The 22,588-nt window shown below is 71.0% G+C and carries 18 protein-coding genes and 1 pseudogene; 5 read left to right on the top strand and 14 right to left on the bottom strand.

Annotation, left to right across the window (positions count from 1 at the left end):
• Positions 1-43 precede the first annotated feature (43 nt).
• Both xylB and xylA read right to left on the bottom strand, forming a co-directional pair.
• Complete coding sequence (xylB, locus tag ACFSE6_RS01250) at positions 44-1,471, bottom strand: xylulokinase (RefSeq protein ID WP_388001886.1); 1,428 nt, start codon at positions 1,469-1,471, stop codon at positions 44-46.
• A gap of 3 nt (positions 1,472-1,474) precedes the next feature.
• The gene (xylA, locus tag ACFSE6_RS01245) at positions 1,475-2,656 is read right to left on the bottom strand and encodes a xylose isomerase (RefSeq protein WP_388001885.1); all 1,182 of its coding nucleotides are present in this window, start codon (positions 2,654-2,656) and stop codon (positions 1,475-1,477) included.
• 91 nt (positions 2,657-2,747) lie between these two features.
• On the opposite strand from xylA, the gene ACFSE6_RS01240 reads away from it, so the two are divergent.
• The 3 genes and pseudogenes from ACFSE6_RS01240 to ACFSE6_RS01230 all read left to right on the top strand — a co-directional run bounded on the left by ACFSE6_RS01240 (position 2,748) and on the right by ACFSE6_RS01230 (position 4,756).
• Complete coding sequence (locus tag ACFSE6_RS01240) at positions 2,748-4,031, top strand: ROK family protein (RefSeq protein WP_388001884.1); 1,284 nt, start codon at positions 2,748-2,750, stop codon at positions 4,029-4,031.
• 13 nt (positions 4,032-4,044) lie between these two features.
• Positions 4,045-4,386 (top strand): annotated as a pseudogene (locus ACFSE6_RS01235) (class I SAM-dependent methyltransferase); the annotation flags it as partial.
• 49 nt (positions 4,387-4,435) lie between these two features.
• Positions 4,436-4,756, top strand: coding sequence for a hypothetical protein (locus ACFSE6_RS01230; protein ID WP_388002368.1), 321 nt, complete (start codon positions 4,436-4,438; stop codon positions 4,754-4,756).
• 82 nt (positions 4,757-4,838) lie between these two features.
• Here the strand turns inward: ACFSE6_RS01230 and ACFSE6_RS01225 are convergent, their stop codons facing one another.
• The 8 genes from ACFSE6_RS01225 to ACFSE6_RS01190 all read right to left on the bottom strand — a co-directional run bounded on the left by ACFSE6_RS01225 (position 4,839) and on the right by ACFSE6_RS01190 (position 15,406).
• On the bottom strand, positions 4,839-6,011 hold the full coding sequence (locus tag ACFSE6_RS01225; RefSeq protein WP_388001883.1) for an acyl-CoA dehydrogenase family protein: 1,173 nt from the start codon (positions 6,009-6,011) through the stop codon (positions 4,839-4,841).
• 150 nt (positions 6,012-6,161) lie between these two features.
• Positions 6,162-7,343, bottom strand: a complete 1,182-nt coding sequence (gene mmsB / locus ACFSE6_RS01220; RefSeq protein ID WP_388001882.1) for a multiple monosaccharide ABC transporter permease — start codon at positions 7,341-7,343, stop codon at positions 6,162-6,164.
• Positions 7,344-7,346: 3 nt separating this feature from the next.
• A complete protein-coding gene (gene mmsA, locus ACFSE6_RS01215; protein WP_388001881.1) occupies positions 7,347-8,876 on the bottom strand; it encodes a multiple monosaccharide ABC transporter ATP-binding protein in 1,530 nt (509 codons plus the stop codon).
• A gap of 122 nt (positions 8,877-8,998) precedes the next feature.
• Complete coding sequence (gene chvE / locus ACFSE6_RS01210; protein ID WP_388001880.1) at positions 8,999-10,156, bottom strand: multiple monosaccharide ABC transporter substrate-binding protein; 1,158 nt, start codon at positions 10,154-10,156, stop codon at positions 8,999-9,001.
• Between the two features lie 144 nt (positions 10,157-10,300).
• Positions 10,301-11,809, bottom strand: coding sequence for an L-arabinose isomerase (gene araA, locus ACFSE6_RS01205; protein ID WP_388001879.1), 1,509 nt, complete (start codon positions 11,807-11,809; stop codon positions 10,301-10,303).
• Positions 11,806-12,576 (bottom strand): L-ribulose-5-phosphate 4-epimerase, encoded by a 771-nt coding sequence (locus ACFSE6_RS01200; protein ID WP_388002346.1) that lies wholly within the window; start codon positions 12,574-12,576, stop codon positions 11,806-11,808. The genes araA and ACFSE6_RS01200 overlap by 4 nt, the downstream gene beginning before the upstream one ends.
• A gap of 39 nt (positions 12,577-12,615) precedes the next feature.
• Positions 12,616-14,259 carry a xylulokinase gene (locus tag ACFSE6_RS01195; protein ID WP_388001878.1) on the bottom strand — a complete coding sequence of 548 codons (1,644 nt, stop codon included), beginning with the start codon at positions 14,257-14,259 and terminating at the stop codon, positions 12,616-12,618.
• Between the two features lie 106 nt (positions 14,260-14,365).
• Positions 14,366-15,406 (bottom strand): LacI family DNA-binding transcriptional regulator, encoded by a 1,041-nt coding sequence (locus ACFSE6_RS01190; RefSeq protein WP_388001877.1) that lies wholly within the window; start codon positions 15,404-15,406, stop codon positions 14,366-14,368.
• A 170-nt stretch (positions 15,407-15,576) separates the two neighbouring features.
• On the opposite strand from ACFSE6_RS01190, the gene radA reads away from it, so the two are divergent.
• Together radA and disA are read left to right on the top strand one after the other, a co-directional pair.
• Positions 15,577-17,037 carry a DNA repair protein RadA gene (radA, locus tag ACFSE6_RS01185; RefSeq protein WP_465254106.1) on the top strand — a complete coding sequence of 487 codons (1,461 nt, stop codon included), beginning with the start codon at positions 15,577-15,579 and terminating at the stop codon, positions 17,035-17,037.
• A 72-nt stretch (positions 17,038-17,109) separates the two neighbouring features.
• On the top strand, positions 17,110-18,189 hold the full coding sequence (disA, locus tag ACFSE6_RS01180; RefSeq protein ID WP_388001875.1) for a DNA integrity scanning diadenylate cyclase DisA: 1,080 nt from the start codon (positions 17,110-17,112) through the stop codon (positions 18,187-18,189).
• Between the two features lie 14 nt (positions 18,190-18,203).
• On the opposite strand, the gene ACFSE6_RS01175 is transcribed toward disA, so the two are convergent.
• The 4 genes from ACFSE6_RS01175 to ACFSE6_RS01160 are packed head-to-tail and all read right to left on the bottom strand — an operon-like array spanning position 18,204 to position 22,522.
• Positions 18,204-18,968 (bottom strand): DeoR/GlpR family DNA-binding transcription regulator, encoded by a 765-nt coding sequence (locus ACFSE6_RS01175; protein WP_388001874.1) that lies wholly within the window; start codon positions 18,966-18,968, stop codon positions 18,204-18,206.
• 46 nt (positions 18,969-19,014) lie between these two features.
• Positions 19,015-20,025: an ABC transporter permease gene (locus ACFSE6_RS01170; protein ID WP_388001873.1), complete on the bottom strand. Its 1,011-nt coding sequence runs from the start codon at positions 20,023-20,025 to the stop codon at positions 19,015-19,017.
• On the bottom strand, positions 20,022-21,551 hold the full coding sequence (locus ACFSE6_RS01165; protein ID WP_388001872.1) for a sugar ABC transporter ATP-binding protein: 1,530 nt from the start codon (positions 21,549-21,551) through the stop codon (positions 20,022-20,024). Before ACFSE6_RS01165 ends, ACFSE6_RS01170 begins: the two co-directional genes overlap by 4 nt.
• On the bottom strand, positions 21,548-22,522 hold the full coding sequence (locus ACFSE6_RS01160; protein ID WP_388001871.1) for an ABC transporter substrate-binding protein: 975 nt from the start codon (positions 22,520-22,522) through the stop codon (positions 21,548-21,550). Before ACFSE6_RS01160 ends, ACFSE6_RS01165 begins: the two co-directional genes overlap by 4 nt.
• Between the last annotated feature and the right edge of the window lie 66 nt (positions 22,523-22,588).

Below are 22,588 nucleotides of genomic sequence, written 5' to 3'. Positions count from 1 at the left end.
TGTGTCGGCCGGGGCCCTCGGTCGTCGTCGGACGCGAGCGCGCTCAGACCCGGTCGGCCACCAGGTGGCGACGCTCGGCGTAGCGCTCCCGCACCTCCGGCGTCGGTGCGGCCTCGACCGTGGTGACCTTCGAGGTCTGCCAGGTCGGCGGCTCCTCCGTGGCGGCGAGGACCCAGGCGGCCTGACGAGCCGCGCCGTCGGCCACGTACTCACCCGGCTCGGGTAGCTGAACGTCACGGCCCAGGATCGCCGGGGCGACCTGCTGCACGGCGCGCGAGCGTGCTCCGCCGCCGATGAGCTGGATCCGTTCCACCGGGACTCCGAGCGCCTCGACCGCGGCCACGCCGTCGGCCTGCCCGCACAGCAGGCCCTCGACGGCGGCCCGGGCCAGGTTCTCCCGGGTCATGCCGGCCACGGACATGCCGAGCAGCGAGCCGGTCGCGTCGGGCAGGTTCGGGGTGCGCTCGCCCTCGAGGTAGGGCACGAGGGTCAGCCCGCCGGCGCCGGGATCCGCGGCGAGGGCGAGCTCGGCGAGCTCGCCGTGGTCCACGCCGAGCAGCCGCGCCGTCGCGTCCAGCACCCGCGAGCCGTTGAGCGTCACCGCCAGCGGCAGGAACGCGCCCGTGGCGTCGGCGAAGCCGTTGACCGTGCCGGACGGGTCATCCACCGGGTCCGGTGCCACGGCAGAGACGACGCCGGACGTACCGATGGAGATCGCCACGTCACCGCGCCGCATGCCCAACCCCAGCGCGGCCGAGGCGTTGTCCCCGGCTCCCGGGCCGAGCACGAGGTGGCCGAGGCCGGCCGCGGTGTCGCCGATCCCCGCGCTCTGGTTCGGGCCGAGCACCCGCGGCAGCACGATGTCCTCCGCGCTCTCGCGCCGCAGCGCCATGGCCAGCAGATCCCGCCGGTACTGTCCGGCCGCGGCATCGAAGTAGGACGTGCCGGAGGCGTCGGACCGGTCGGTGGTCAGCATGTCCAGGGACCCGGCGCCCATGAGCTTCCAGGTCAGCCAGTCGTGCGGCAGGGCGACGGCGGCCACCCGCGCGGCGTTGTCCGGCTCGTGATCGGCGAGCCAACGCAGCTTGGTCACGGTCAGGGACGCGACGAGCACCGAACCGGTGGCCCGGGACCACTCCCCCGGGCCACCGAGATCGGTGATCAGGTCCTCGGCCGACGGCGCGCTACGGGTGTCGTTCCACAGCAGCGCCGGGCGGATCACCTCTCCGTCGGCGTCGAGGGCGACCATGCCGTGCTGCTGGCCACCGACCGAGACGGCCGCGACGTCATCGAGCCCGCCGGCGGCGGACACGGCGGCCTGGAGGGCGTCCCACCACGCCGCCGGGTCGACCTCGGTGCCGTCCGGGTGCGGCGCCTGGCCGAACCGGGCCAGCGCGCCGGTCTCGGCGTCCCGGATCACGACCTTGCACGACTGGGTCGAGGAGTCGATGCCGGCAACCAGCGTGGCCATGGGTCAGCCGACCAGGTGCGCCATGGCGAGCTGGTTCAGCCGCACGAACCCGAACTCCCGCTCGGCCGCGGCATCGGCGTCGAAGTCCTCGAACGCGCTGCGGTCGGCGAGGAAGTCGCTGATCGACTCGCCCTCGCTCAGCGTGGGCTGGGACAGCTCCAGCACGCCGGCCTGCTCGAACGCCCGCTGCACCTCGGGGTCCGCGCGGTAGGCCTTCGCCTTCTCGGCGAGCAGCAGGTACATCTCCATGTTCGCCGCGGCCGAGTCCCACACGCCCTGCAGGCCCTCGGTCCGCGAGGGCTTGTAGTCGTAGTGGCGCGGTCCGTCGTAGGTGGGGCCGCCGCCCAGGAAGCCGTTCTCGAGGAGGTCGACGGTGAAGAACGCCGAGAGCAGGTCACCGTGACCGAAGACGAGGTCCTGGTCGTACTTGATGGAGCGCTGGCCGTTGAGGTCGATGTGGAAGAGCTTGCCCGCCCACAACGCCTGGCCGATGCCGTGCGTGTAGTTGAGCCCGGCCATCTGCTCGTGACCGGTCTCCGGGTTCAGGCCGACGATGTCCTCGTTGTCGAGCTTGGCGATGAGGCCGAGTGCGTGGCCGACCGTGGGAAGCAGAATGTCGCCGCGCGGCTCGTTCGGCTTCGGCTCGAGCGCGATCTTGAGGTCGTAGCCCTGCTCCTTGATGTAGGCCGCGACGGTGTCGATGCCCTCGGCGTAGCGGTTCAGGGCGGCGTTGACGTCCTTGGCGCCGTCGTACTCGCTGCCCTCGCGGCCGCCCCACATCACGAACGTGGAGGCCCCCACCTCGGCAGCGAGGTCGACGTTGCGCAGCAGCTTACGCAGCCCGAAGCGACGCACGGACCGGTCGTTCGAGGTGAGCGCGCCGTCCTTGAACACGGGATGGGTGAAGGTGTTGGTGGTGACCATCTCGATCACCAGGCCGGCGTCGTCGACCGCCTTCTTGAAGGTACGGAGGATGTCCGCGCGGGTGGCGTCGTCACTGCCGAAGGGGACGACGTCGTCGTCGTGGAAGGTCACGCCCCAGGCACCGAGCTCGGCGAGCTTGGTGGCGTAGTCCCAAGGGTTGAGCTCCTGGCGAGAGGCGTCGCCGAACTGGTCCCGGGCGGTCCAGCCGACCGTCCAGAGTCCGAAGGAGAAGTGGTCGTCTTTCGTGGGCTTGCGCACCATGGCGGGCTCCGTTCCGGTCTCGTCGTCGAGGTTGACGTCGATATTTGTTGTCCTGCGAAACTTACGTCCGGTGCAGAGTAGGGTCAAGCCCGTGACCCGACCCGCAGAGAGCAACGCCGACACCGGCGCCGAGGCCCCGCTCGAGCGTCGCCGTGACGCCGTCGCCGCCCGGCAGTCGTCGCTGCGTGAGCACAATCTCGCCGTGGTCTCCCAGACCGTGTTCGCCAGCGCCACACCGCTCTCGCGAGCGCGCCTGGCGGCCGAGACGGGGATGACCCGGTCCACCGTCTCACGGCTCACCGAGGAGTTGGTGCGGGCGGGCCTGCTGATCACCCGCGACGCGGACGGTCGTGGCCGTCCGGGGCGCCCGGCGGTCCCGCTGGCCCCGGCGGCCGGCTCCGTGGCAGGGCTGGGACTGCACGTCAACGTCGACTACATGACCGGGCGGGTGGTCGACCTGACCGGCGCGGTGCTCGCCGAGGAGCATCTCACCGGGGACTTCGAGGCCTCCGATCCCGCGGACGTGCTCCCCCGCGCCGGCGAGCTGGCCGCCCGCCTGGTGGCCCGGGTCCACGCCGCGGGCGCGCGTGTGGCGCGTGCGCGGCTCGGGCTTCCGGGGCTGGTGGACGCCGAGGGCCGGCGGCTGCTGCTGGCGCCGAACCTCGGGTGGCGGGACATCACCCCGGCGGAGCTGCTCGGTGACGCAGCGCTGCCGGCTGGCGTGGACCTGCGGGTGGACAACGACGCGCACCTGGCGGCGTACGGGATCGCGCATGCGGCGCCGGGCCGGGTGGCTGAGCGGAACACGTTCCTCTACGTGGCGGGCGACATCGGCGTCGGGGCCGCCATCGTCAGCCGCGGGCAGGTGGTGGCCGGTCAGCACGGCTGGGCGGGCGAGATCGGGCACGTCTCCATCGAACCGGACGGCCCGCCGTGCCACTGCGGCTCACGGGGCTGCCTGGAGGTCTACACCGGCAAGCACGCCGTCCTCGCCGCGGCCGGCCTGCCGCCGACGGCGTCGTCCGCGGACCTGCAGCGGGCTGTCGCCGAGGGGCACCCCCAGGCCTTGGCCGCCGTGGACCGAGCGGCCTGGGCGCTCGGGGTCGCGCTGGCCTCGACCGTCAATATCGTTGACGCCGACGAGATCGTCCTCGGCAGCGGTTTCGTCCCGTTCGTCGACGCGCTCCGCCCGGGCATCGAGGAACAGCTGAGGGTGCGCACCCTCGCGGCACCGTGGTCCTCGGTCACGCTCAGGGCTGCCCCGCCCGACGACGCCCCCGCCGCGACCGGAGGGGCGATGCGGGCGTTGGAGGCGGTCATCGCCGATCCGGCATCCTGGATCGAGACGCCGGTCCCGGCCACCGGCACGGGCTGACCGGGCGAAACCCATGGACGTCCGTGCCTCGTCCCGTCTCCCGGTCCGGGCGGTCGGACATGCGCTCAGCCGATTCAACGCACGCCATCCGTGGAGCCACAACGATTATTTCCACGGCTGGATCTGCCGGCGCCTGCCATCCCGGCGCGGTCGCGCGCTGGAGGTCGGCTGCGGCGCGGGGTTGCTCGCGCAACGGCTCGGCCGTCTCGTCGACGAGGTGCTCGCCATCGACGTGGACGCGGCGATGGTGGCGGCCACGCGCCATCGGACCGCCGGGCAACCCCGAGTACGAGCGTGCCAGGCACGGTTCGCGGACGTCGGCGGCACATTCGACCTCATCACCATGGTCGCGTCACTGCATCACATGCCGCTCGAGGAGTCGCTCGTGCACGCGAAGGAGCTGTTTGCGCCCGGGTGGGCGGCTCCTCGTCGTCGGACTGGCGCGGGTCAGTTCGCCGGCCGACACGGTTTACGACCTGGCCTCTGCCCTTCTCAACCCCGTCGTCGGGCTGGCCAAGCACCCACTTCCGGTGCGTCGGGACGCACCGGACGACGCGATGCCCGTCCGCGACCCGGAGCTGAGCGTCGATGAGATCGCTTCCGCCGCGCGCCAGATCCTGCCCGGGGCGCTGGTGCGTCGGCGGCTGTTCTTCCGCTACACGCTGGAGTGGGAGAGCCCCTCAGACTTCGGGCAGAACGGCGCGCACGAGCCGGCACAGGATTGACCACCCGGCGCGCACGAGCCGGCACAGGATTGACCGCTCGGCACACGATTGACGAGTCGGCACCGGATTGACGACTCGGCACTCAGGGGTTCACCGGGCCGAGGAGGGCGTTCGCCCAGGCCCCGTGCAGCGACTCGTCATCGCTCGGATGGAACAGCCCCGCGAGGACGTCGCGGTAGAGCCGGGAGAGTTCGTTGGTGTTGGCGTACATCCCACCGCCGGAGACTCGGACCGCCTTGGTGACCACGTCGAGCGCGACCTCCGTGGCACGCGACTTCACTGCCGAGAAGCGTGGCAGCGTCAGCGCTCCGACCTCGACCCCGGCGTCGAACTCCCAGGCCCGCTCACGCAACTGTGGCAGGACGGAGTCGAGCTGGATGGCGGCGTCCGCGAGGCGCCAGCGGATGTCCGGGTCGGCGCTGTACGGCGCGCCGCCATTCTTCAAGCTGGTCCGCTTGCCCACGGTCTGGGTCGCCAGCTCGATCGCGCGCTCCGCGATGCCCGTGTACACGGCGGCAAGCAGCGTCTCGAACGCGGTGAAGATGCCGACGACGAACGGGTCCGTCGTCGGCCCCGGCGGGAGGATGCGCACCACGCGGTCGGCGGGTGCGTGGGCGCCGTCGAGCTTGGTGGCGAAGGACTGGGAGGCGCGCATGCCGAGGACGTCCCACTCCCCCACCTGCTCGGTCCCCTCCCGGGAGACGAACCCCCAGACGTTGCGCGGCTCGTCCCCGGTGCTGTCGGTGCCGAACGTGCCGAGCCGGGTCCACACCGGCGCCAGGGAGGTGAAGATCTTCAGCCCGTGGAAGGTGTAGCCGCCACCGTCGGGCCGCGCGTCGGGACGGGCCTCACTGACCGAGGCGAAGAGCACCAGGTCGTTGCCCGGTTCGGAGACGCCGAAGGCGAAGATCTCGCCGTCGGCCGCCTCCTGCAGTACGAAGTCGACCGAGTCGTCCCCGGTTGCCCGCACGGCATTCGCGACCGCGACCCACACTTGGTGCATGTTGACCGCGAGCGCCGTGCCAGGCGCGGCCGCGGCCAGCCGTCGCTGCTCGGCCGTCATCTGTTCGAGGGTCAGGCCGCCCCCGCCGAACTCGGTGGGCACCATGGCGGTCAGATACCCGGCCTCGCGCAGGTCGTCCAAGTCCTCGTACGGGAAAGAGTTCTCGGCGTCGTAGGTGGCGGCACGGGAACGGATACGGGCCAGGAGGTCCCCGGAGAGGAACCCCTGGCCCGCGCTCTCGACGTCGGTCATGCAGCCTGGAACCAGGACCGCACGCGCCCCATTCCCACCCGCCGCCCGCCGAGAGCGGAAACTCGAGTCAAAAGCGGTTGTTCAAACGTCCGCTCGAAGCTCAGGTTTCCGCTCTCGGCGGGAAGGCGCTCGGCAGGAAAGGGCGTCCGGTCAGCGGCTGCCCTGCGCCCGCCGCTTGTTGTAGACGTCGAACGCCACGGCGAGCACGAGCACCACACCGCGAACCACGGACTGGGTGGACTGCTCGATGCCCATGATCTGCATGCCGTTGCTCATGACAGCCATGATCAGACCGCCGACGATCGCGCCCATGACCGTACCGACGCCGCCGGTCACCGCCGCGCCACCGATGAAGGCGGCGGCAATCGCGTCCAGCTCGAACATCTCACCGGCCGCGGGCTGCGCGCTGTTCGAGCGCGAGGCGTACACGATGCCGGCGATCGAGGCGAGCACGCCCATGTTGACGAACAGCAGGAAGTTGACCCGTCGGGTGTTCACGCCGGAGAGCTGGGCCGCGGAGAGGTTACCGCCCATGGCGTAGATGTGCCGGCCGAAGACGCTGCGCTTGGTCACCGCACCGTAGATGAGGACCAGCGCCGCGAGAAGGATGAGCACGATCGGCAGTCCGCGGCTGTGCGCGAGCTGCCAGGCGAAGGCCATGACGACGGCGGCGATCGCCAGGATCTTCAGCGCGAACAGCACCAGCGACTCGACCGGCTGGTCGAACTCCAGCTTGCGCATGCGGGTGCGCCAGGAGGAGACGGCGTAGCCGATGACCGCGATGGCAGCGATGAGCAGCGTGAACGCGTCGTAGCCCTGTCCACCGATGAGGCCGTTGAGGAAGCCGCCGGCGATCTGCTGGTACTCCGACGGGAAAGGGGACAGCGAGACATTCCCGAGGACCTGCAGGGTCAGGCCGCGGAAGATGAGCATGCCGGCGAGGGTGACGATGAACGCCGGGATCCCGACGACGGCGACCCAGAAGCCCTGCCAGATGCCCACCAGGACGCCGGTCCCGAGGGCGGCGAGGACGCCGACCCACCACGGCAGGCCCTGTTGGATCGTCAGGACCGCGGAGACGGCACCGGTGAGGGCGACGACCGAGCCGACCGAGAGGTCGATGTGGCCGGCCACGATGATCATCACCATGCCGATGGCGAGGATGAGGATGTAGGAGTACTGCAGGATCAGGTTCGTCACGTTGTTCGGCGCGAGCAGCGTGCCGCCGGTGAGGACGGTGAAGAGCGCGACGATGAAGACGAACGCGATGTAGATGCCGCTCTGACGCAGGTTGCGCGTCAGGAGCTCGACGAGGTTCGACGTGCCGGGCATGGCTTAGTCCTTCTCTTGGGTCATGAGTTCCATGAGGCTCTCCTGCGTCGCGGTCGACGCGTCCATCTGGCCGGTGATCCGGCCGGCGGACAGGGCGTAGATCCGGTCGCAGATGCCCAGGAGCTCGGGGAGCTCGGAGGAGATGACGAGGACGGCCTTACCGGCGTCCGCCAGTCGGTTGATGATCGTGTAGATCTCGTACTTGGCGCCGACGTCGATGCCTCGGGTCGGCTCGTCGAGGATGAGCAGGTCGGGCTCGGTGTACAGCCACTTGCTTAGGACGACCTTCTGCTGGTTGCCGCCGGAGAGCTGGCCGACGACCGACATCACGGACGGCGCCTTGATGTTCAGGTCCTGCCGGTACTGCTGCGCGACGGCGATCTCCTGGTTGCCGTCCACCCAGCCGCCGCGGGAGAGCTTCTTCAGCCCGGCGGAGCCGATGTTCCGGCGGATGTCCTCGATGAGGTTGAGGCCGTACTTCTTCCGGTCCTCGGTGGCGTAGGCGATGCCGTTCTCGATGGCCTCGGCCACGGTCCGGGTTCTGACCTCCTTGCCGTGGAGGTAGACCCGCCCAGAGATGTCGCGACCGTAGGACTGACCGAAGACGGACATCGCGAGCTCGGTGCGTCCAGCGCCCATGAGGCCGGCGATGCCGACGATCTCCCCGGCGCGCACGTTCAGGCTGGCGCCGTCGACGACCACCCGTCCCGGCTGGGTCGGGTGCATGACGGTCCAGTCCTCGATGCGGAAGACCTCCTCCCCCGGCTTCGAGGTGTGCTCGGGGAAGAGGTGGTCGATGTCCCGGCCGACCATGCCGCGGATGATGCGGGCGGTGGTCGCGTCGGGCGAGGACATGTCGATCTGCTCGATGGTCGAGCCGTCCCGGATGATGGTGGTGGTGTCCGCGATCTCGGCGATCTCCCCGAGCTTGTGGGAGATCATGATGCAGGTGACACCGCGGTCGCGGAGCTGACGGATGAGTCCGAGCAGGTGCTCGGAGTCCTGGTCGTTCAGAGCGGCCGTGGGCTCGTCCAGGATGAGCAGGCGCACGTCCTTGGACAGCGCCTTGGCGATCTCGACCAGCTGCTGCTTGCCGACGCCGAGGGTGCCCACGTGCGTGGTGGGGTTCTCCGCCAGGCCCACCTGGGCCAACAGGTCAGCCGCGCGGGCGTTCGTCTCGTTCCAGTTGATGAAGCCACCCCTGGCCTGTTCGTTGCCGAGGAAGATGTTCTCGGCGATGGACAGGTGCGGGATCAGCGCCAGCTCCTGGTGGATGATGACGATGCCGCGCGCCTCGGAGTCGTTGATCGAGGCGAAGCTGACCGGCTCGCCGTCGAAGAGGATCTCGCCTTCGTAGGTGCCGGCCGGGTGGACCCCGGAGAGCACCTTCATCAGGGTCGACTTCCCCGCACCGTTCTCGCCGCAAATGGCGTGGATCTCGCCGCGGCGCACCGACAGCGAGACGTCCTTCAGCGCCGTGACGCCCGGGAATCTCTTGGTGATGGCGCGCATCTCGAGGATGTTCTCGCTCATGGTTCTCCTCATGGCTTGCTCGGGTCCGGGGCGGTGCGGGAGGCGTGTGAGCGCTCCCACACCGCCCCGCGGACCGGGACCGGATCGCGGCCCGGCTCCGTGGCCCGATGGTCAGAGCCGGGTCACAGCTGCCCGGACTCCACCTGCTCCTCGGTGTAGTACCCGGTGTCGACGAGGGTCTCGGTGATGTTGTCCTCGTAGACGGTGTGGATCTCGAGCAGGTACGACGGCACGACCTTGACGCCGTTGTCGTACGTCTCGGTGTCGTTCGCCTCGGGCTCGTTGCCCTCGAGGAACGCGGTCGCGGCGCTGACGGCCTGGTCGGCGAGGTCGCGGGTGTCCTTGAAGATCGTCGAGTACTGCACGCCGTCGGCGATGAGCTTGATCGAGGCGATCTCGGCGTCCTGACCGGTGATGACGGGCAGGCCGTCCTCGATGGTCTGGCCGCGGCCGTCGCTGCGCAGGGCGTTGATGATGCCGCGGGAGAGCGGGTCGGCCGGGGCGAGGACGCCGTCGAGCTCCTGGCCGCTGTTGTAGGTGGAGGTCAGCAGGTTCTCCATGCGCTCCTGCGCGGTCTCCTGCTCCCAGCGCTGGGTGGCGGCCTGCTCGATGTTGGTCTGCCCGGAGGGGACCTCCAGGGTGCCGTCCTCGAGGTACGGCTGGAGCGTGTCCATGGCGCCGTCCCAGAAGTAGTGGGCGTTGTTGTCGTCGAGCGAGCCGGCGAAGAGCTCGACGTTGAACGGGCCCTCCGGCGCGTCGTCGACCTCGTTGCCCTCCTCGTCGACGAGGCCGAGCCCGTGCAGCAGGGACGTCGCCTGGGCGACCCCGACCTGGTAGTTGTCGAACGTGACGTAGAAGTCGACGTTCTCGCTGTCACGCAGCAGGCGGTCGTAGGCGATGACGGGGATCCCGGCGTCGGCCGCCGCCTGCAGCTGTCCCGACAGCGCCGTGCCGTCGATGGCGGCGATGACGAGCACGTCGACGCCCTGGGTGATCATCTGGTCGATCTGCTGGGACTGGGTGGGGATGTCGTCGTTCGCGAACTGGAGATCGACGTTGTAGCCGGCCTCCTCCAGTCCTTCGCGGACGTTGTTGCCGTCGGCGACCCAGCGCTCGTAGGTCTGGGTGGGCATGGCCACGCCGACGGTCGCGTCCTCGCCGGCGCCCTCGCCACCGTCGTCACCGCCGCCCCCGCTGCCGGCGCCTTCTCCGGCGCAGGCGGTGAGGGTCAGTGCGAGGGTGAACCCGGCGCCGATGGCCGCAATCCTGGTGCTTCGCATGGTGTGTCCTCCTCGGAGTTCACCCGGCCGCGCCGTCGGCGCCCGGATGTGGGTGACGACGGCGGCCGGCCGGGCCGGCCCCTCCCGGTCGGGCGGGGTGGTCGGTGTGGTTCCCGGGTATGCCCGGGAAGTCGCCGGGGGACGTCAGAGCCCCTGGGCGAGTCGGTGGTACGCCGCGTTCCACCGCAGTTCCTGGGCGAAGGAGCGGGTGGTGGTGCCGGCGTCGATGGTGGCGAGCTCGAGGCCCACCATGTCCGCGAGGTCCTCGAAGGCCTCCCGGCCCACCGCGGTCGAGAGCACGGTGTGGTGCGCGCCGCCGGCGGTCAGCCAGCACTCGGCGGAGGTCGCGAAGTCCGGCCGCGGCTGCCAGACCGCGCGCGCCACCGGCAGGTTCGGTAGCTCGGCGTCGGGCGGGACGATGTCGACGACGTTGGCGGTGAGCCGGAACCGTTCACGCAGGTCGGACAGGGCGACGACGATGCCCTCGCCAGGATCGGTGTCGAAGACCAGGCGCACCGGGTCCTCCCGGTTGCCGATGCCGAGCGGGTGGATCTCGAGCCGGGGCGTGGAGGCGGTCAGGGTCGGGCAGATCTCGAGCATGTGGGCGCCGAGGATCTTCTCCTTCCCTTCGGTGAGCTCGTAGGTGTAGTCCTCCATGAGGGAGGCCCCGCCGGGCAGCCCGTGTCCCATGACCTTGGCGGCGCGGACGAGGATCGCCGTCTTCCAGTCACCCTCGGCACCGAAACCGTAGCCGGCGGCCATGAGCCGCTGGACGGGAAGGCCGGGCAGCTGGCGCAGGCCGCCGAGGTCCTCGAAGTTCGTGGTGAAGGCGCCGAAGGATCCCTCCTCCAGGAACGAGCGCATGCCCGCCTCGAGTCGGGCGCCGTAGGCCAGCGACTCGCGCCGCTCGCCACCGGCGCGCAGCTCCGGGGCGACGTCGTAGGTCTCGTCGTACTCGGCCAGCAGCGCGTCGACGTCGGCCTGCGGGACCGCCTCGACCCGCTCGACGAGGTCGTTCACGCCCCAGGTGTTCACCGACGTGCCGAGCCGGATCTCCGCCTCGGTCTTGTCGCCCTCGGTGACGGCGACGCCGCGCATGTTGTCGCCGAACCGGGCGAGCCGCAGGTTGGTCAGCGCGTCCCGGCCGGCGGCGGCGCGGGCCCAGGTGCCGACCTTGGCGCGCACGGCCGGGTGCGTGGCGTGGCCGACCACCGTCTTGCGGGGCGTGGCCATGCGGGTGGCGAGGTAGGCGAACTCGCGGTCGCCGTGGGCCGCCTGGTTGAGGTTCATGAAGTCCATGTCGATGTCCGCCCAGGGCAGCTCGACATTGGCCTGCGTGTGCAGGTGCAGCATCGGCTTGGCGAGCGCGTCCAGGCCGAGGATCCACATCTTCGCCGGCGAGAAGGTGTGCATCCACACGACGACGCCCAGGCAGTTCGGGTCGGAGTTGGCGTCCAGGGCGGCCCGGCGGATGGCGTCACGGTCCTTCAGGACCGGCTTCCACTCGATCGGGACGGGGATCTCGGCGGCCTCGTTCAGCGCCGCCACGACCTGCTGGGACTGCTCGGCGACCTGCCGGAGGGTGTCCTCGCCGTAGAGGTCCTGTGACCCGGTCAGGAACCAGATCTGCTTGCCGTCGAAGGGGGTGTTCATGCGGTGGGCTCCTCGGTGGCGACAACGCCGTCGTGCTCGGTGGTTGTGTGCTCGTCGGCCTGACCGTGCTCGTCGGCCTGACCGTAGACGTTCTGGTAGCGCTCCCAGAGCGAGTCGATCTTCGCCTGTTCGATCCGCTTCGGCTCGCCGTACTGGCGGGCGATGTGGACGGTGCGCGCCACCTCCTCGCACATCACCGCCGCCTTGACCGCCGCCTTGGCGTCCGCGCCGACGGTGAACGGCCCGTGCTGGGCCATGAGAACCGCGGGCGAGCGCGACTCGCGCAGGGTCTCGACGATCCCGCGGCCGATCGAGTCGTCACCGATGAGGGCGAACGGCCCGACCGGAATGTCACCACCGAACTCGTCGGCCATCATCGTCAGCACGCACGGGACCGGCTCGCGCCGGGCCGCCCACGCGGTCGCGTACGTGGAGTGCGTGTGCACCACGCCACCGACCTCGTCCATGTGCGCGTAGACATACGCATGGGCCGCGGTGTCCGACGACGGCGCGCGGTCCCCCTCGACGAGGGCGCCGTCGAGGTCGCACACGACCATGGCCTCGGGCGTGAGCTCGTCGTACGTGACGCCGGAGGGCTTGATCACCAGCAGATCGGGATGCCCGTCCACGCCACGCACCCGCTCGGAGACGTTGCCCGCGGTCCACACCACGAGCTCCCACCGGGGAAGCTCGGCGTGCAGCCGGGCAACCTTCTCCTTCGCGGCGTCGACGGCGGCGCGCATCGCGCCGGGGACCTCACCTGACATGGTCGGCACCGACCCTCCTCATCTCGCGGTCCTTCTCGGTCACCGGACGGCCTCCGCGGCCGCGCGCTGGATCGCCAGGCCGGCGGAGTACTGCTCCAGCCAGGCGCGGTAGCCGGCGACGTCACCCTGGTCCGGCTCGACGACGTCGGCCTCCGACTGCGCGAAGACGTCCCCGGCGAGGTAGTCAGCCAGACTGGCGTCCCCGCCGCGGCGTTGGTACGCAGCCAGCACCGCGATCCCCCAGGCGCCGCCCTCGGCGGCGGTGTGCCCCACGGCCACGGGCGCCTCGATCGCGGCGGCGAGCAGACGCTGGGCGACCCCGGCGGTGCGGAACAGCCCGCCGTGGGCGAACATCTCGTCCACGCTCACGCCCTCGTCGGCCAGGACCCGCATGCCGAGGGACAGCGTGCCGAAGACGCCGTAGACCTGGGTGCGGGCGAAGTTGGCCAGACTCGGCCGGCTGCCCGGCGTGCGCACCACCATGGGCCGCCCTTCCGCCAGGCCGGTGATCGGCTCGCCCGAGAGGTAGTTGTAGGCCAGCAGTCCGCCGCCGTCGGCCTCGCCGTCCAGCGCGGCACCCAGCAGGGCGCGGTAGACGTCGGCCGGCTCGGCCGGGTGGCCCAGGGCCGCGGCGAACTCGCGGAACATGTCCGCCCAGGCGCCGAGCTCGCTGGCGCCGTTGTTGCAGTGCACCATCGCCACCAGGTCGCCCGCGGGGGTGGTGACGATGTCGAGCTCCGGGTGGACGGCCTGCAGCGGGCGCTCGAGCACCACCATGGCGAAGATCGAGGTGCCGGCGCTGACATTCCCGGTCCGCGGGGCGACGGCCCCGGTCGCGACCATGCCGGTGCCCGCGTCCCCCTCGGGCGGGCACACGGCGATCCCGGCCTGCAGGCTCCCGCTCGGGTCGAGCAGGGCGGCCCCCTCCTCCGTCAGGCTCCCGGCGTCCTCCCCGGCGACGAGCACCTGCGGGAGCAGCTCACCCAGCGGCCGCGACGGCGCGGTCGGGTGGCCGCCGGCCCGTTCGTCGAACGCGCTGAGCATGCGGGCGTCGTAGTCGCGGGTCGCCGCGTCCACCGGGAACATCCCCGAGGCGTCGCCGACGCCGAGCACCCGCCGGCCCGTCAGCCGCCAGTGCACGTAGCCGGCCAGCGTGGTCAGGAAGTCCACGGCCGGCACGTGCTCCTCGCCGTCGAGCACCGCCTGGTAGAGGTGCGCGACGGACCAGCGCAGCGGCACGTTGTGGCCGAACAGCTCGGTCAGCTCGGTGGCGGCCGTCTCCGTGGTCGTGTTGCGCCACGTCCGGAACGGCACCAGCAGCTCCCCCTCGGCGTCGAACGCGAGATAGCCGTGCATCATCGCCGAGATCCCCATCGATCCCACCGTCGTCGGGCGCACGCCGTGGCGGCGCTCGGCGTCGTCCAGCAGCTCGGCGACCGCGGCCTGCAACCCGGACCAGACGTCCTCGAGCGCGTACGTCCACATGCGGTCGACGAACTGGTTCTCCCAGTCGCTGCCACCGCTGGCGAGCACGGCGTGGTCCTCCCCGATCAGGCACGCCTTGATCCGGGTGGACCCGAGCTCGATACCGAGGGCGGTGCGCCCCGCGGCGAGCGCCTCGGCGGGCGTGACGGACGGACCTGGATCGGGCGTCGACTGCCGGCCGGTGTCCTGGGACTGCATGAGGTTTCGGCTCCTTTGCCACGACTGGGCGGTGTGCAGGGGCTGCAGGTCGCGTCCCGGCTTTCGAGACGCGACTCGGATGTTAACGATCACACCAGCGGCGCTGTCAAACCCGGGCAGCGGCGGTCGAAGCCCGGACGACGAGTTCCGGTGCGATGACCCGGCGTGCCGGCGAGGCCTCGCCGTCCATCGCCTTCAGCACGGTCTCGATCGCCGCCCGCCCGACCTCGGAGAACGGCTGGCGCACCGTGGTCAGCGGCGGACTGAAGAATCCCGCCCCCTCGGCGTCGTCCACCCCGACGACGGAGACATCGTCGGGCACCCGCAACCCGGCCTCCTCCAGCGCCCGGATGATGCCGAGAGCGAGCAGGTCGTTCGCCGCGAAGATCGCCTCGGGCACATCACCGGCGGCAACCAGCCCACGGGCCACCCGGTAGCCGTCCTCGGCGTCCCAGCCTCCGGTGATCAGGGGCGGCACGCGCAGGCCGGCGCATTCCAGCTCGTGGCGCCACCCGTCGATGCGTGCGCGTGCGTCAAACCAGTCGTGCGGGCCGGAGACGTGCGCGATACGCCGGTGCCCGAGGCCGACGAGGTGGCGGGTGGCCAGGCGCGCGCCGAGTTCCTGGTCCACGCCGACCACGTGCCGGCGGCGGGTCGGTCGCAGCCCCGCGGCCACCAGGACGACGGGGAGCTCGCCGACCAGGCGGTCGGCGGCCGCCGCGACGGCGGTCACCGGGGCGATGACGATGATCCCGTCGACCCGGTGGTCGAGGAAGAACTCGAGCACGCCGTCGACCGTGGCGGGGTCGGCGTCGCGGACCACCGCCATGGTGGTGGCGTAGCCGGCCTGCCGGGCCGCCTCCTCGATCGCCATCGTGGTGTGGGCCGGCCCGAACCGTGCCTCGCCGGGATTGACGACGCCGACCAGGCCGCTGCGTTGGGTGCGCAGGGCGCGAGCGGTGCGGTTGCGCCGGTACCCGAGGGCACGGATGGCGTCCTCGACGCGCGCCCGGGTCTCCTCGCGTACGAGGTCGGGGGTGTTCAGGACGCGGGAGACGGTCTGGTGCGAGACGCCGGCCGCGGCGGCGACGTCCGCCATGGACGGCGGTGAGGACGCACCGGAGGGCCGTTCGCTGGTCCTCGGCATCGTCGTCGTCCCCTCTTCTCGAAGTGGCCGCGAGTGTAGTCGGCCACCGCCTCCCCCGCCGATTCGTCACTCGTGTGCCGACTCGTCATTCCTGTGCCCGCTCGTCACTCGTGCGCCCACTCGTCATTCCTGTGCAGCGGTTCGGACGCGTGTCAGGCCCGCGCCGTACCGTGGTGGCTGTGAGCCCCGCGACACGTACCCGCCCCACGTTCCGGTGCACCGAGTGCGGCTGGACGACGTCGAAATGGGTGGGCCGCTGCGGCGAGTGCCAGGCCTGGGGGACGGTCGAGGAGTCGGCCGCCGCCGCGCCGGCGCGACCTGCTGTCGCCGCGGCGCCGCAACGCCCGGCACGCCGCGTCTCGGAGATCAGCGAGGCCGAGGTCGGATCCCGGCTAAAGACCGGCCTCGGCGAACTCGACCGCATCCTCGGTGGCGGGCTCGTCGCCGGGCAGGTCCTGCTGCTCTCCGGCGAGCCCGGAGCGGGCAAGTCGACGTTGCTGCTGACCGCGGCGAACAGCGTGGCAGCGGCCACGGGCAGACCCGTGCTGTACGTCTCCGGCGAGGAGTCGGTGCACCAGCTCGCCACGCGCGCCCGCCGGATCGGAGCCACCGATGACCACCTCTACCTCGCGGACTCCGGTGACCTCGGAGAGGCCGTCGGCCACCTCGACGCACTCGGTGACAGCGTCGCTCTCGTCATCGTCGACTCGGTGCAGACGGTCTCCTCGTCCGAGGTCGAGGGGCGCGCCGGTGGCGTCGCCCAGGTGATGGCGGTCGCCGGAACGTTGACCCGCCTGGCGAAGGCGCGAGGCATCCCGTTCTGCCTCGTCGGCCAGGTGACCAAGGAGTCGACCGTGGCCGGACCACGGGCGCTGGAGCACGTCGCCGACACCACCCTGTCCATGGAGGGCGACCGGCAGACCACGCTGCGGCTGCTGCGTGCGGTGAAGAACCGGTTCGGCCCCGCGGACGAGGTGGCGTGCTTCGAGCAGACCGACGGCGGCCTGGTCGAGGTGGCCGACCCGAGCGGGCTGTTCCGCGGCGTGCGCGAGGAGCCGGTGCCCGGCACGTGCATCACGGTCACGATCGAGGGGCGCCGGCCGCTGCTGGCCGAGATCCAGGCGCTGGTCTCCGACACGAACGCACCGAACCCACGGCGCGGGGTCAGCGGCCTGGACACCTCACGGGTCTCGATGCTCATCGCCGTCACCGAGCGCATCGCCGGCGTCCGGCTCTACGACAAGGACGTCTACGCCGCGACCGTCGGCGGGATGCGCTCCGGTGACCCGGGCAGCGACCTCGCCGTCTGCCTGGCGATCGCCTCGGCCGCGGCCGACATCCCGATCCCGCTGGACGTGGCCGCCGTCGGCGAGGTCTCGCTCTCCGGGGACATCCGCCGGGTCAGCATGCTGGGCCAGCGCGTGGCCGAGGCCGCGCGCCTCGGCCACCGCCGCATCCTCGTACCGGCCGGTACGCGAGAATCCGTCTCACTCGACAAGGTGCGTGCCGACGTCGTCGAGGTCGCGACCATTCATCAAGCTCTGCTGTGGCTCGGGAACGTCGCCACGACGATCGGCGAGCCTCGACCGAAGCAGCGCTGGCGTCCGCGGATCGTCACGCCGGACGACTGAGGCCACCTCTAGAATGGCGCCCGGTGGCGGATCCCCGCCCCCGCAGGTCCCACGACACGTCAGTGAGGTCACGTGCCCGAGCCCGTCGGTGACGCCGCGCTGCGCCGGATGCTCGAGGCGGTGGCGCCCGGCACGGAACTGCGTGACGGCCTGGAGCGGGTGCTCCGGGGGCGCACCGGCGCGATCGTCGTGCTCGGTTACGACGATCACGTGGAGCAGATGTGCTCCGGCGGGTTCCATCTCGACGTGGAGTTCTCCGCCACGCGGCTGCGCGAGCTGGCCAAGATGGACGGCGCCGTCGTGGTGGACCGCGTGAACCGGCGGATCCGGCGTGCCAACGTCCAGCTCCTGCCGGACGCGAGCATCGAAACGTCCGAATCAGGGATGCGGCACCGCACGGCGGAGCGGGTCGCGAAGCAGTCCGGCTACCCCGTGATCTCGGTCAGTCAGTCGATGCACACCGTGGCGCTTTACGCCGGCGGGCACCGCCATGTGCTGGAGAACTCCGACGTCATCCTCTCGCGTGCGAACCAGGCTCTGGCCACGCTCGAGCGGTACAAGGCCCGGCTCGACGAGGTCTCGGCGACCCTCTCGGCGCTCGAGATCGAGGATCTTGCCACCGTGCGCGACGTCGTCACGGTGATCCAGCGGATGGAGATGGTGGCGCGGATCTCCGCCGAGGTCGAGGGGTACGTCCTGGAGCTGGGAACGGACGGGCGGCTGCTCTCGCTGCAGCTCGAGGAGCTCGTGAGCGGGCTGGAGCAGGATCGGACGCTCATCGTGCGGGACTACCTCGCCGACGACCGTCCGGACGGACCGGCCCGCGTCCTGGCCGCACTGGCCGGGCTCAGTTCGGCCGAGCTGGTCGACATCCCGACCATCGCCCGCTTCCTCGGGGTCGGTGGCCTGGAGGGAGACGCCGTCGACGCCTCGCTCACCCCGCGCGGCTATCGCGTGCTTGCCAGGATTCCTCGCCTGCCGCTGCCGGTCGCCGAGGCGATCGTGTCCCACTGCGGCACGCTCCAGGCTCTGCTGTCCGCCAGTGCCGAAGAGCTTCAGGCCGTCGAGTGGGTCGGTCCCAGCCGCGCCCGGGCGATCCGGGAGGGCCTGTCCAGGCTCGCCGAGTCCTCGATCCTGGAACGCTTCAGCTGATCGATCGAGCCCGCTCAGACCTCCTGGACCGTGCCGCCGGCCCCCGTGACGGCGGCGATGAGCGCCCGGTCCACGGTCCCGGCGGTGAGGACCAGGCCGACCTCGTCCACGTGACAGACGCGGGCCGTGCCGTGCTGGACGAACTTCGACGCATCCGTGACCACCACGCCCGTCTTGGCAGAGGCGAGCATGCGGCGTTTGAGCTCCGCCTCCCCGGGGTCGGCCGCCGAGATGCCGTCCGCGTCCGAGACGCCGTTGCAGCCGATGAACGCCGTCGTGGCAATGACCCGGTCGAGGATGAGCTCCGAATACGGCCCGCCCAGCGTCTGGGCCTGCGGCAGCAGCGTCCCGCCCGTGACGACGACCGTGACCCGCGGCGCCGCCGCCACGAGCGCCGTCGCGGTGCTCAGCGACGGGGTGTAGACTGTCAGGTCCTCGAGGTCGTGGCGGGCCACGATCGCCTTCGCCACCGCCAGGCAGGTGGTCCCGCCGTCTAGGACGACGGCGGAACCGGGCGTGACCATCCCGGCAGCGGCCATGCCGAGCGTCGCCTTCTCCTGCGCGAATGTTCCGAGGCGGTCCTCGAAGGGGGGCTCGGACTGCTCCGCCCGGGCGATGATCGCGCCGCCCCGCACGCGCCGGACGAGCCCGGCCTCCGCCAGGTGGGCGACGTCGCCCCGGGCCGTCACCACGGAGACACCGAGCTCGGCCGCGAGGTCGGCCACCGGGACGAACTCGCGTGCACGCACCTTCTCCAACGCGAGTTTCCGCCTGTCCACCGCGGTACGTCGCGCGGGAGGCTCCGGCGAGGGCGCCATGACCTGGTCAGCGGGTGTAGCGGTTCTTCAGGCTGTCGATCGCCACCGCGACCACGATCACGACGCCCTGGACGATGAGCTGGGTGAAGAACGGGGTGTTCATGAGGATCATGCCGTTGGACAGCACCCCCATGATGAGGGCGCCGACGAGCGTGCCGAGGATCCGCCCGCGGCCTCCGGCCAGCGATGTACCACCCAGGACGACGGCGGCGATCGCCTCGAGTTCGTACCCCTGCCCGGAGTTGGGCTGACCGGACTCGACCCGTGCGGCGAACATCGCACCGGCCAGGCCGGCGGCCAAGCCGGAGATGACATACACCGACGTCAGCACGCGGCGGACCTTGATGCCGGCCATGAGCGCCGCCTCGGGATTGCCGCCGACGGCGTAGACGTGCCGGCCCCAGGTCGTCCGCTCGAGCATGAACCACAGCACGGCGTAGGTGGCGAGCATGAGCCAGATGGGCACCGGGACCGCGATGAAGTTCCCGCTGCCGAGCATGCTGAACCCGAGGTCCCCCTCGGCGATGAGGGGCCGGCCACCGGTCAGGGCGTAGGCAGTCCCGCGCCAGGCCGTAAGGCCGGCGAGTGTGACGATGAAGGCCGCCAGCGACAGATAGGCCACGAGGGTGCCGTGCACGAGCCCGATGAGTGCGCCGAGCAGGATCGGGATGAGGACGCACAGCACGGCTGGCAGGCCCGCGTTCCACAGCACCACCGAGCTGACGCCGCACACGGCCAGGACAGAGCCGACGGACAGGTCGATGCCGGCGGTGAGGATGACGACGGTCACGCCTGCGGCCAGGATCGCGGTGATCGAGGTGGCCCGCATGATGTTGAACGCGTTGGACAGACTGACGAAGTTCGGTGCGATCAACGCCATCAGGGCGATGAGGAGCAGGAGCACCAGGGCGATGCCCCAGGTGCTCCACAGGTCAAGAGCGCGCCGCGCGATCCTGGCACCCGACGTCTGCGCCGGCGCCTCCGCCGGGTCCGCTGCGGGCGCCTGTGACTGACTCATGAGGCCTCCTTCGCCACACCTGTGGCGTGCGACATGACGTCCTCCTCCGTGGCGCCGGCGCCGTCGAGCTCGGCGACGATCACCCCGTCCCGGACCACCAGGAGCCGGTCCGAGATGCCGAGCGCCTCCGGCAGATCGGAGGAGACCACGAGCAGCGCCGTGCCCTGCTCGGCCTGCTCGTTGATGATCCGGTAGATCTCGTGCTTGGCACCGACGTCGACGCCGCGCGTGGGCTCGTCGAGGATGAGCAGGCGCGGATCGTTGGCCAGCCACCGCGAGAGGACGACCTTCTGCTGGTTGCCGCCGGAGAGGGTGCGGACCTCCTGCCGTGGCGACCGGATCCGGATGGTGAGGTCGTCGATGAACTGCCGGGCGGCGGCGTCGACCCGGCGCTGGTTGAGCACGCCCCAGCGGGAGTGCTTGCGCAGTGAGGCGATCGTGATGTTGTCCCGCACGTCCATCCAGGAGAACAGCGCCTGCTCCTTCCGGCTCTCCGGCACCATGCCGATGCGCCGGGCGATCGCGTCACCGGGGCCGCCGATGCGGGCCTGGCGGCCGCCGATCTCGACGGTGCCAGAGCCGCGCGCGTCGACGCCGTAGACGGTCCGTGCGATCTCGGTGCGGCCGGCGCCGATGAGGCCGACGAGGCTGACCACCTCACCGGCCCGCACGTCGAAGGAGACGGGGCCGATGCCGTTGTCGCGGCCCACGAGGTCACGCACGCGGAGCACCACGTCACCGGGCCGGCGGTGCTCGCGCACATAGAGGGCCTCCACCTGGCGGCCGATCATCCGGCCCACCACGTCGTTCTGGCTGATCTCTCCGCGACGTGTGGTACTCACGTGCCGGCCGTCCCGCAGCACCGTGACGCGGTCGGCGAGCCGCCAGACCTCGTCCAGCCGGTGGGAGATGTAGAACAGTCCCATCCCGGCGTCACGCATCCGCTCCAGGACCTCGAACAGGCGGCGCGACTCGGTGTCGGACAACGACGCCGTCGGCTCGTCGAGCACGAGGATCTTGGCCTGCTGGTCGATCGCCCGGGCGATCTCGACCATCTGCTGACGACCGACCGAGAGCTTGCGCATCGGCAGGTCGGGATCGATCCCGCCACCGATGGGCCCGAGCTTGCGCAGCGCCTCGGACCGTAGCCGGCGGCGGTCGAGGACGAACCCGGCCCGCGCCGGCTCGGACCCCAGCGCCAGGTTCTCGGCCACCGTCATGTCCGGGACGGTGCTCAGTTCCTGGTGGATCATCACCACGCCGCGGTCCATCGCCTCACCCGGCGAGGTGAAGGCCACGTGGGCACCGTCGAACTCGATGTGTCCGGCGTCGGCGAGGTGGACACCGCCGAGCACCTTCATCAGCGTCGACTTACCCGCGCCGTTCTCCCCCATGAGGGCGTGGATCTCGCCCCGGTACAGGTCGACGTCGACGTCCGCCAGGACGGCTGTACCCGAGAACGCCTTGGTGATGCCCCGCATCCGCAGCAGCGTGCCCTTGGCGTTCCCGCCCGTGGTCACGGTCACCAGCTCTCGTACTCGTCGAGGTTCTCGCGGGTGAGCATCTCGGTCGGCACGAGCACCGGGTTCTCCTCGAGCTCCTCGCCGTTGAACAGGTCGTGGGCCATCTGCAGGGCGATCGAACCCTGAGTCGTCGGATCCTGCTTCGCCGAGCCCATGAACATGCTGTCGCTCTCGAGCGCGTCGACGGCCTCGGGCGAGGCGTCGACGCCGACGATGGTCAGGTCGTCGTAGCCGGCCTGCTGGGCGGCGAGCATGGCACCGAGCGCCGTCGGGTCGTTGATGCCGAAGATGCCGACGACGTCGGGATGGGCGGTGAGCAGGTCGGCGGTGATGCTCAGTGCCTCGGAACGTCCGTTGTCGCCGTTCTGGTGCCCGACCACCTCGACCTCGGGGTGCTGCTCGAGCACGCTCTCGCAGCCCTCGACGCGGTCCTGGACCGAGCTGATCGGCGTGCCGTCGACGAGCAGGATGTTGCCCGAGCCGCCGATCTGCTCGACGAGGTACTCGCAGGCGACCTCACCGGCCTGGACGTTGTCCAGGGTGACGGTGGCCATGGCGCCCTGCGCCTCGACGTCGACCGCGACGACGACGATGCCGGCGTCGACGGCCCGTTCCACCGCAGGCCCGATGCCTTCGGAGTCGACGGCGTTGAGGAGGATCGCGTCCACCCCTTGCTGGATGAACGTGTCGATCTGGTCGTTCTGCTCGTTCAGGTCCTGGCGTCCGTCCTGGGTGTTGACCTCGACCCCGAGTTCGTCGGCCTCGGCGACGATCCCTTCCTCCATGGCCTGGAAGAACGGGTTCGACATGTCCTGGGCCATGTATCCGATGAGGTCGAACTCGCCGTCGCCCATCGGGCCACCGTCCCCCTCGCCGTTCCCGCCGGTGCCCGGGTCCCCTTCGCTGCAGGCGGCGAGCGCACCGAAGAGTGTCAGTCCTGCCGCGGTCGCGATGATTCGTCTGCTGTCTCGCATCGTTGCCCTCAGCTCTCCGCGCCGGCCCCGTCGCCGGCTATCGGGCAGCACGCTAGGAATCGGCGC

The organism is Georgenia deserti (assembly GCF_042680605.1).
GTDB classification, from domain to species: domain Bacteria; phylum Actinomycetota; class Actinomycetes; order Actinomycetales; family Actinomycetaceae; genus Allobogoriella; species Allobogoriella deserti.
Note: the sequence above shows the minus strand (reverse complement) of the source record. Positions and strands in the feature narration are given on the sequence as shown.

Bases quoted from the DNA above. Each gene is read 5' to 3' on its own strand.
- xylB (WP_388001886.1), bottom strand. From the start codon at position 1,471: ATGGCCACGCTGGTTGCCGGCATCGACTCCTCGACCCAGTCGTGCAAG.
- xylA (WP_388001885.1), bottom strand. From the start codon at position 2,656: ATGGTGCGCAAGCCCACGAAAGACGACCACTTCTCCTTCGGACTCTGG.
- ACFSE6_RS01225 (WP_388001883.1), bottom strand. From the start codon at position 6,011: ATGACCGACGTCGAGAGCGCGGGCCAGGGGTTCCTCTCCGGGGACCTC.
- mmsB (WP_388001882.1), bottom strand. From the start codon at position 7,343: ATGCCCGGCACGTCGAACCTCGTCGAGCTCCTGACGCGCAACCTGCGT.
- mmsA (WP_388001881.1), bottom strand. From the start codon at position 8,876: ATGAGCGAGAACATCCTCGAGATGCGCGCCATCACCAAGAGATTCCCG.
- chvE (WP_388001880.1), bottom strand. From the start codon at position 10,156: ATGCGAAGCACCAGGATTGCGGCCATCGGCGCCGGGTTCACCCTCGCA.
- araA (WP_388001879.1), bottom strand. From the start codon at position 11,809: ATGAACACCCCCTTCGACGGCAAGCAGATCTGGTTCCTGACCGGGTCA.
- ACFSE6_RS01200 (WP_388002346.1), bottom strand. From the start codon at position 12,576: ATGTCAGGTGAGGTCCCCGGCGCGATGCGCGCCGCCGTCGACGCCGCG.
- ACFSE6_RS01195 (WP_388001878.1), bottom strand. From the start codon at position 14,259: ATGCAGTCCCAGGACACCGGCCGGCAGTCGACGCCCGATCCAGGTCCG.
- ACFSE6_RS01190 (WP_388001877.1), bottom strand. From the start codon at position 15,406: ATGCCGAGGACCAGCGAACGGCCCTCCGGTGCGTCCTCACCGCCGTCC.
- ACFSE6_RS01170 (WP_388001873.1), bottom strand. From the start codon at position 20,025: ATGAGTCAGTCACAGGCGCCCGCAGCGGACCCGGCGGAGGCGCCGGCG.
- ACFSE6_RS01160 (WP_388001871.1), bottom strand. From the start codon at position 22,522: ATGCGAGACAGCAGACGAATCATCGCGACCGCGGCAGGACTGACACTC.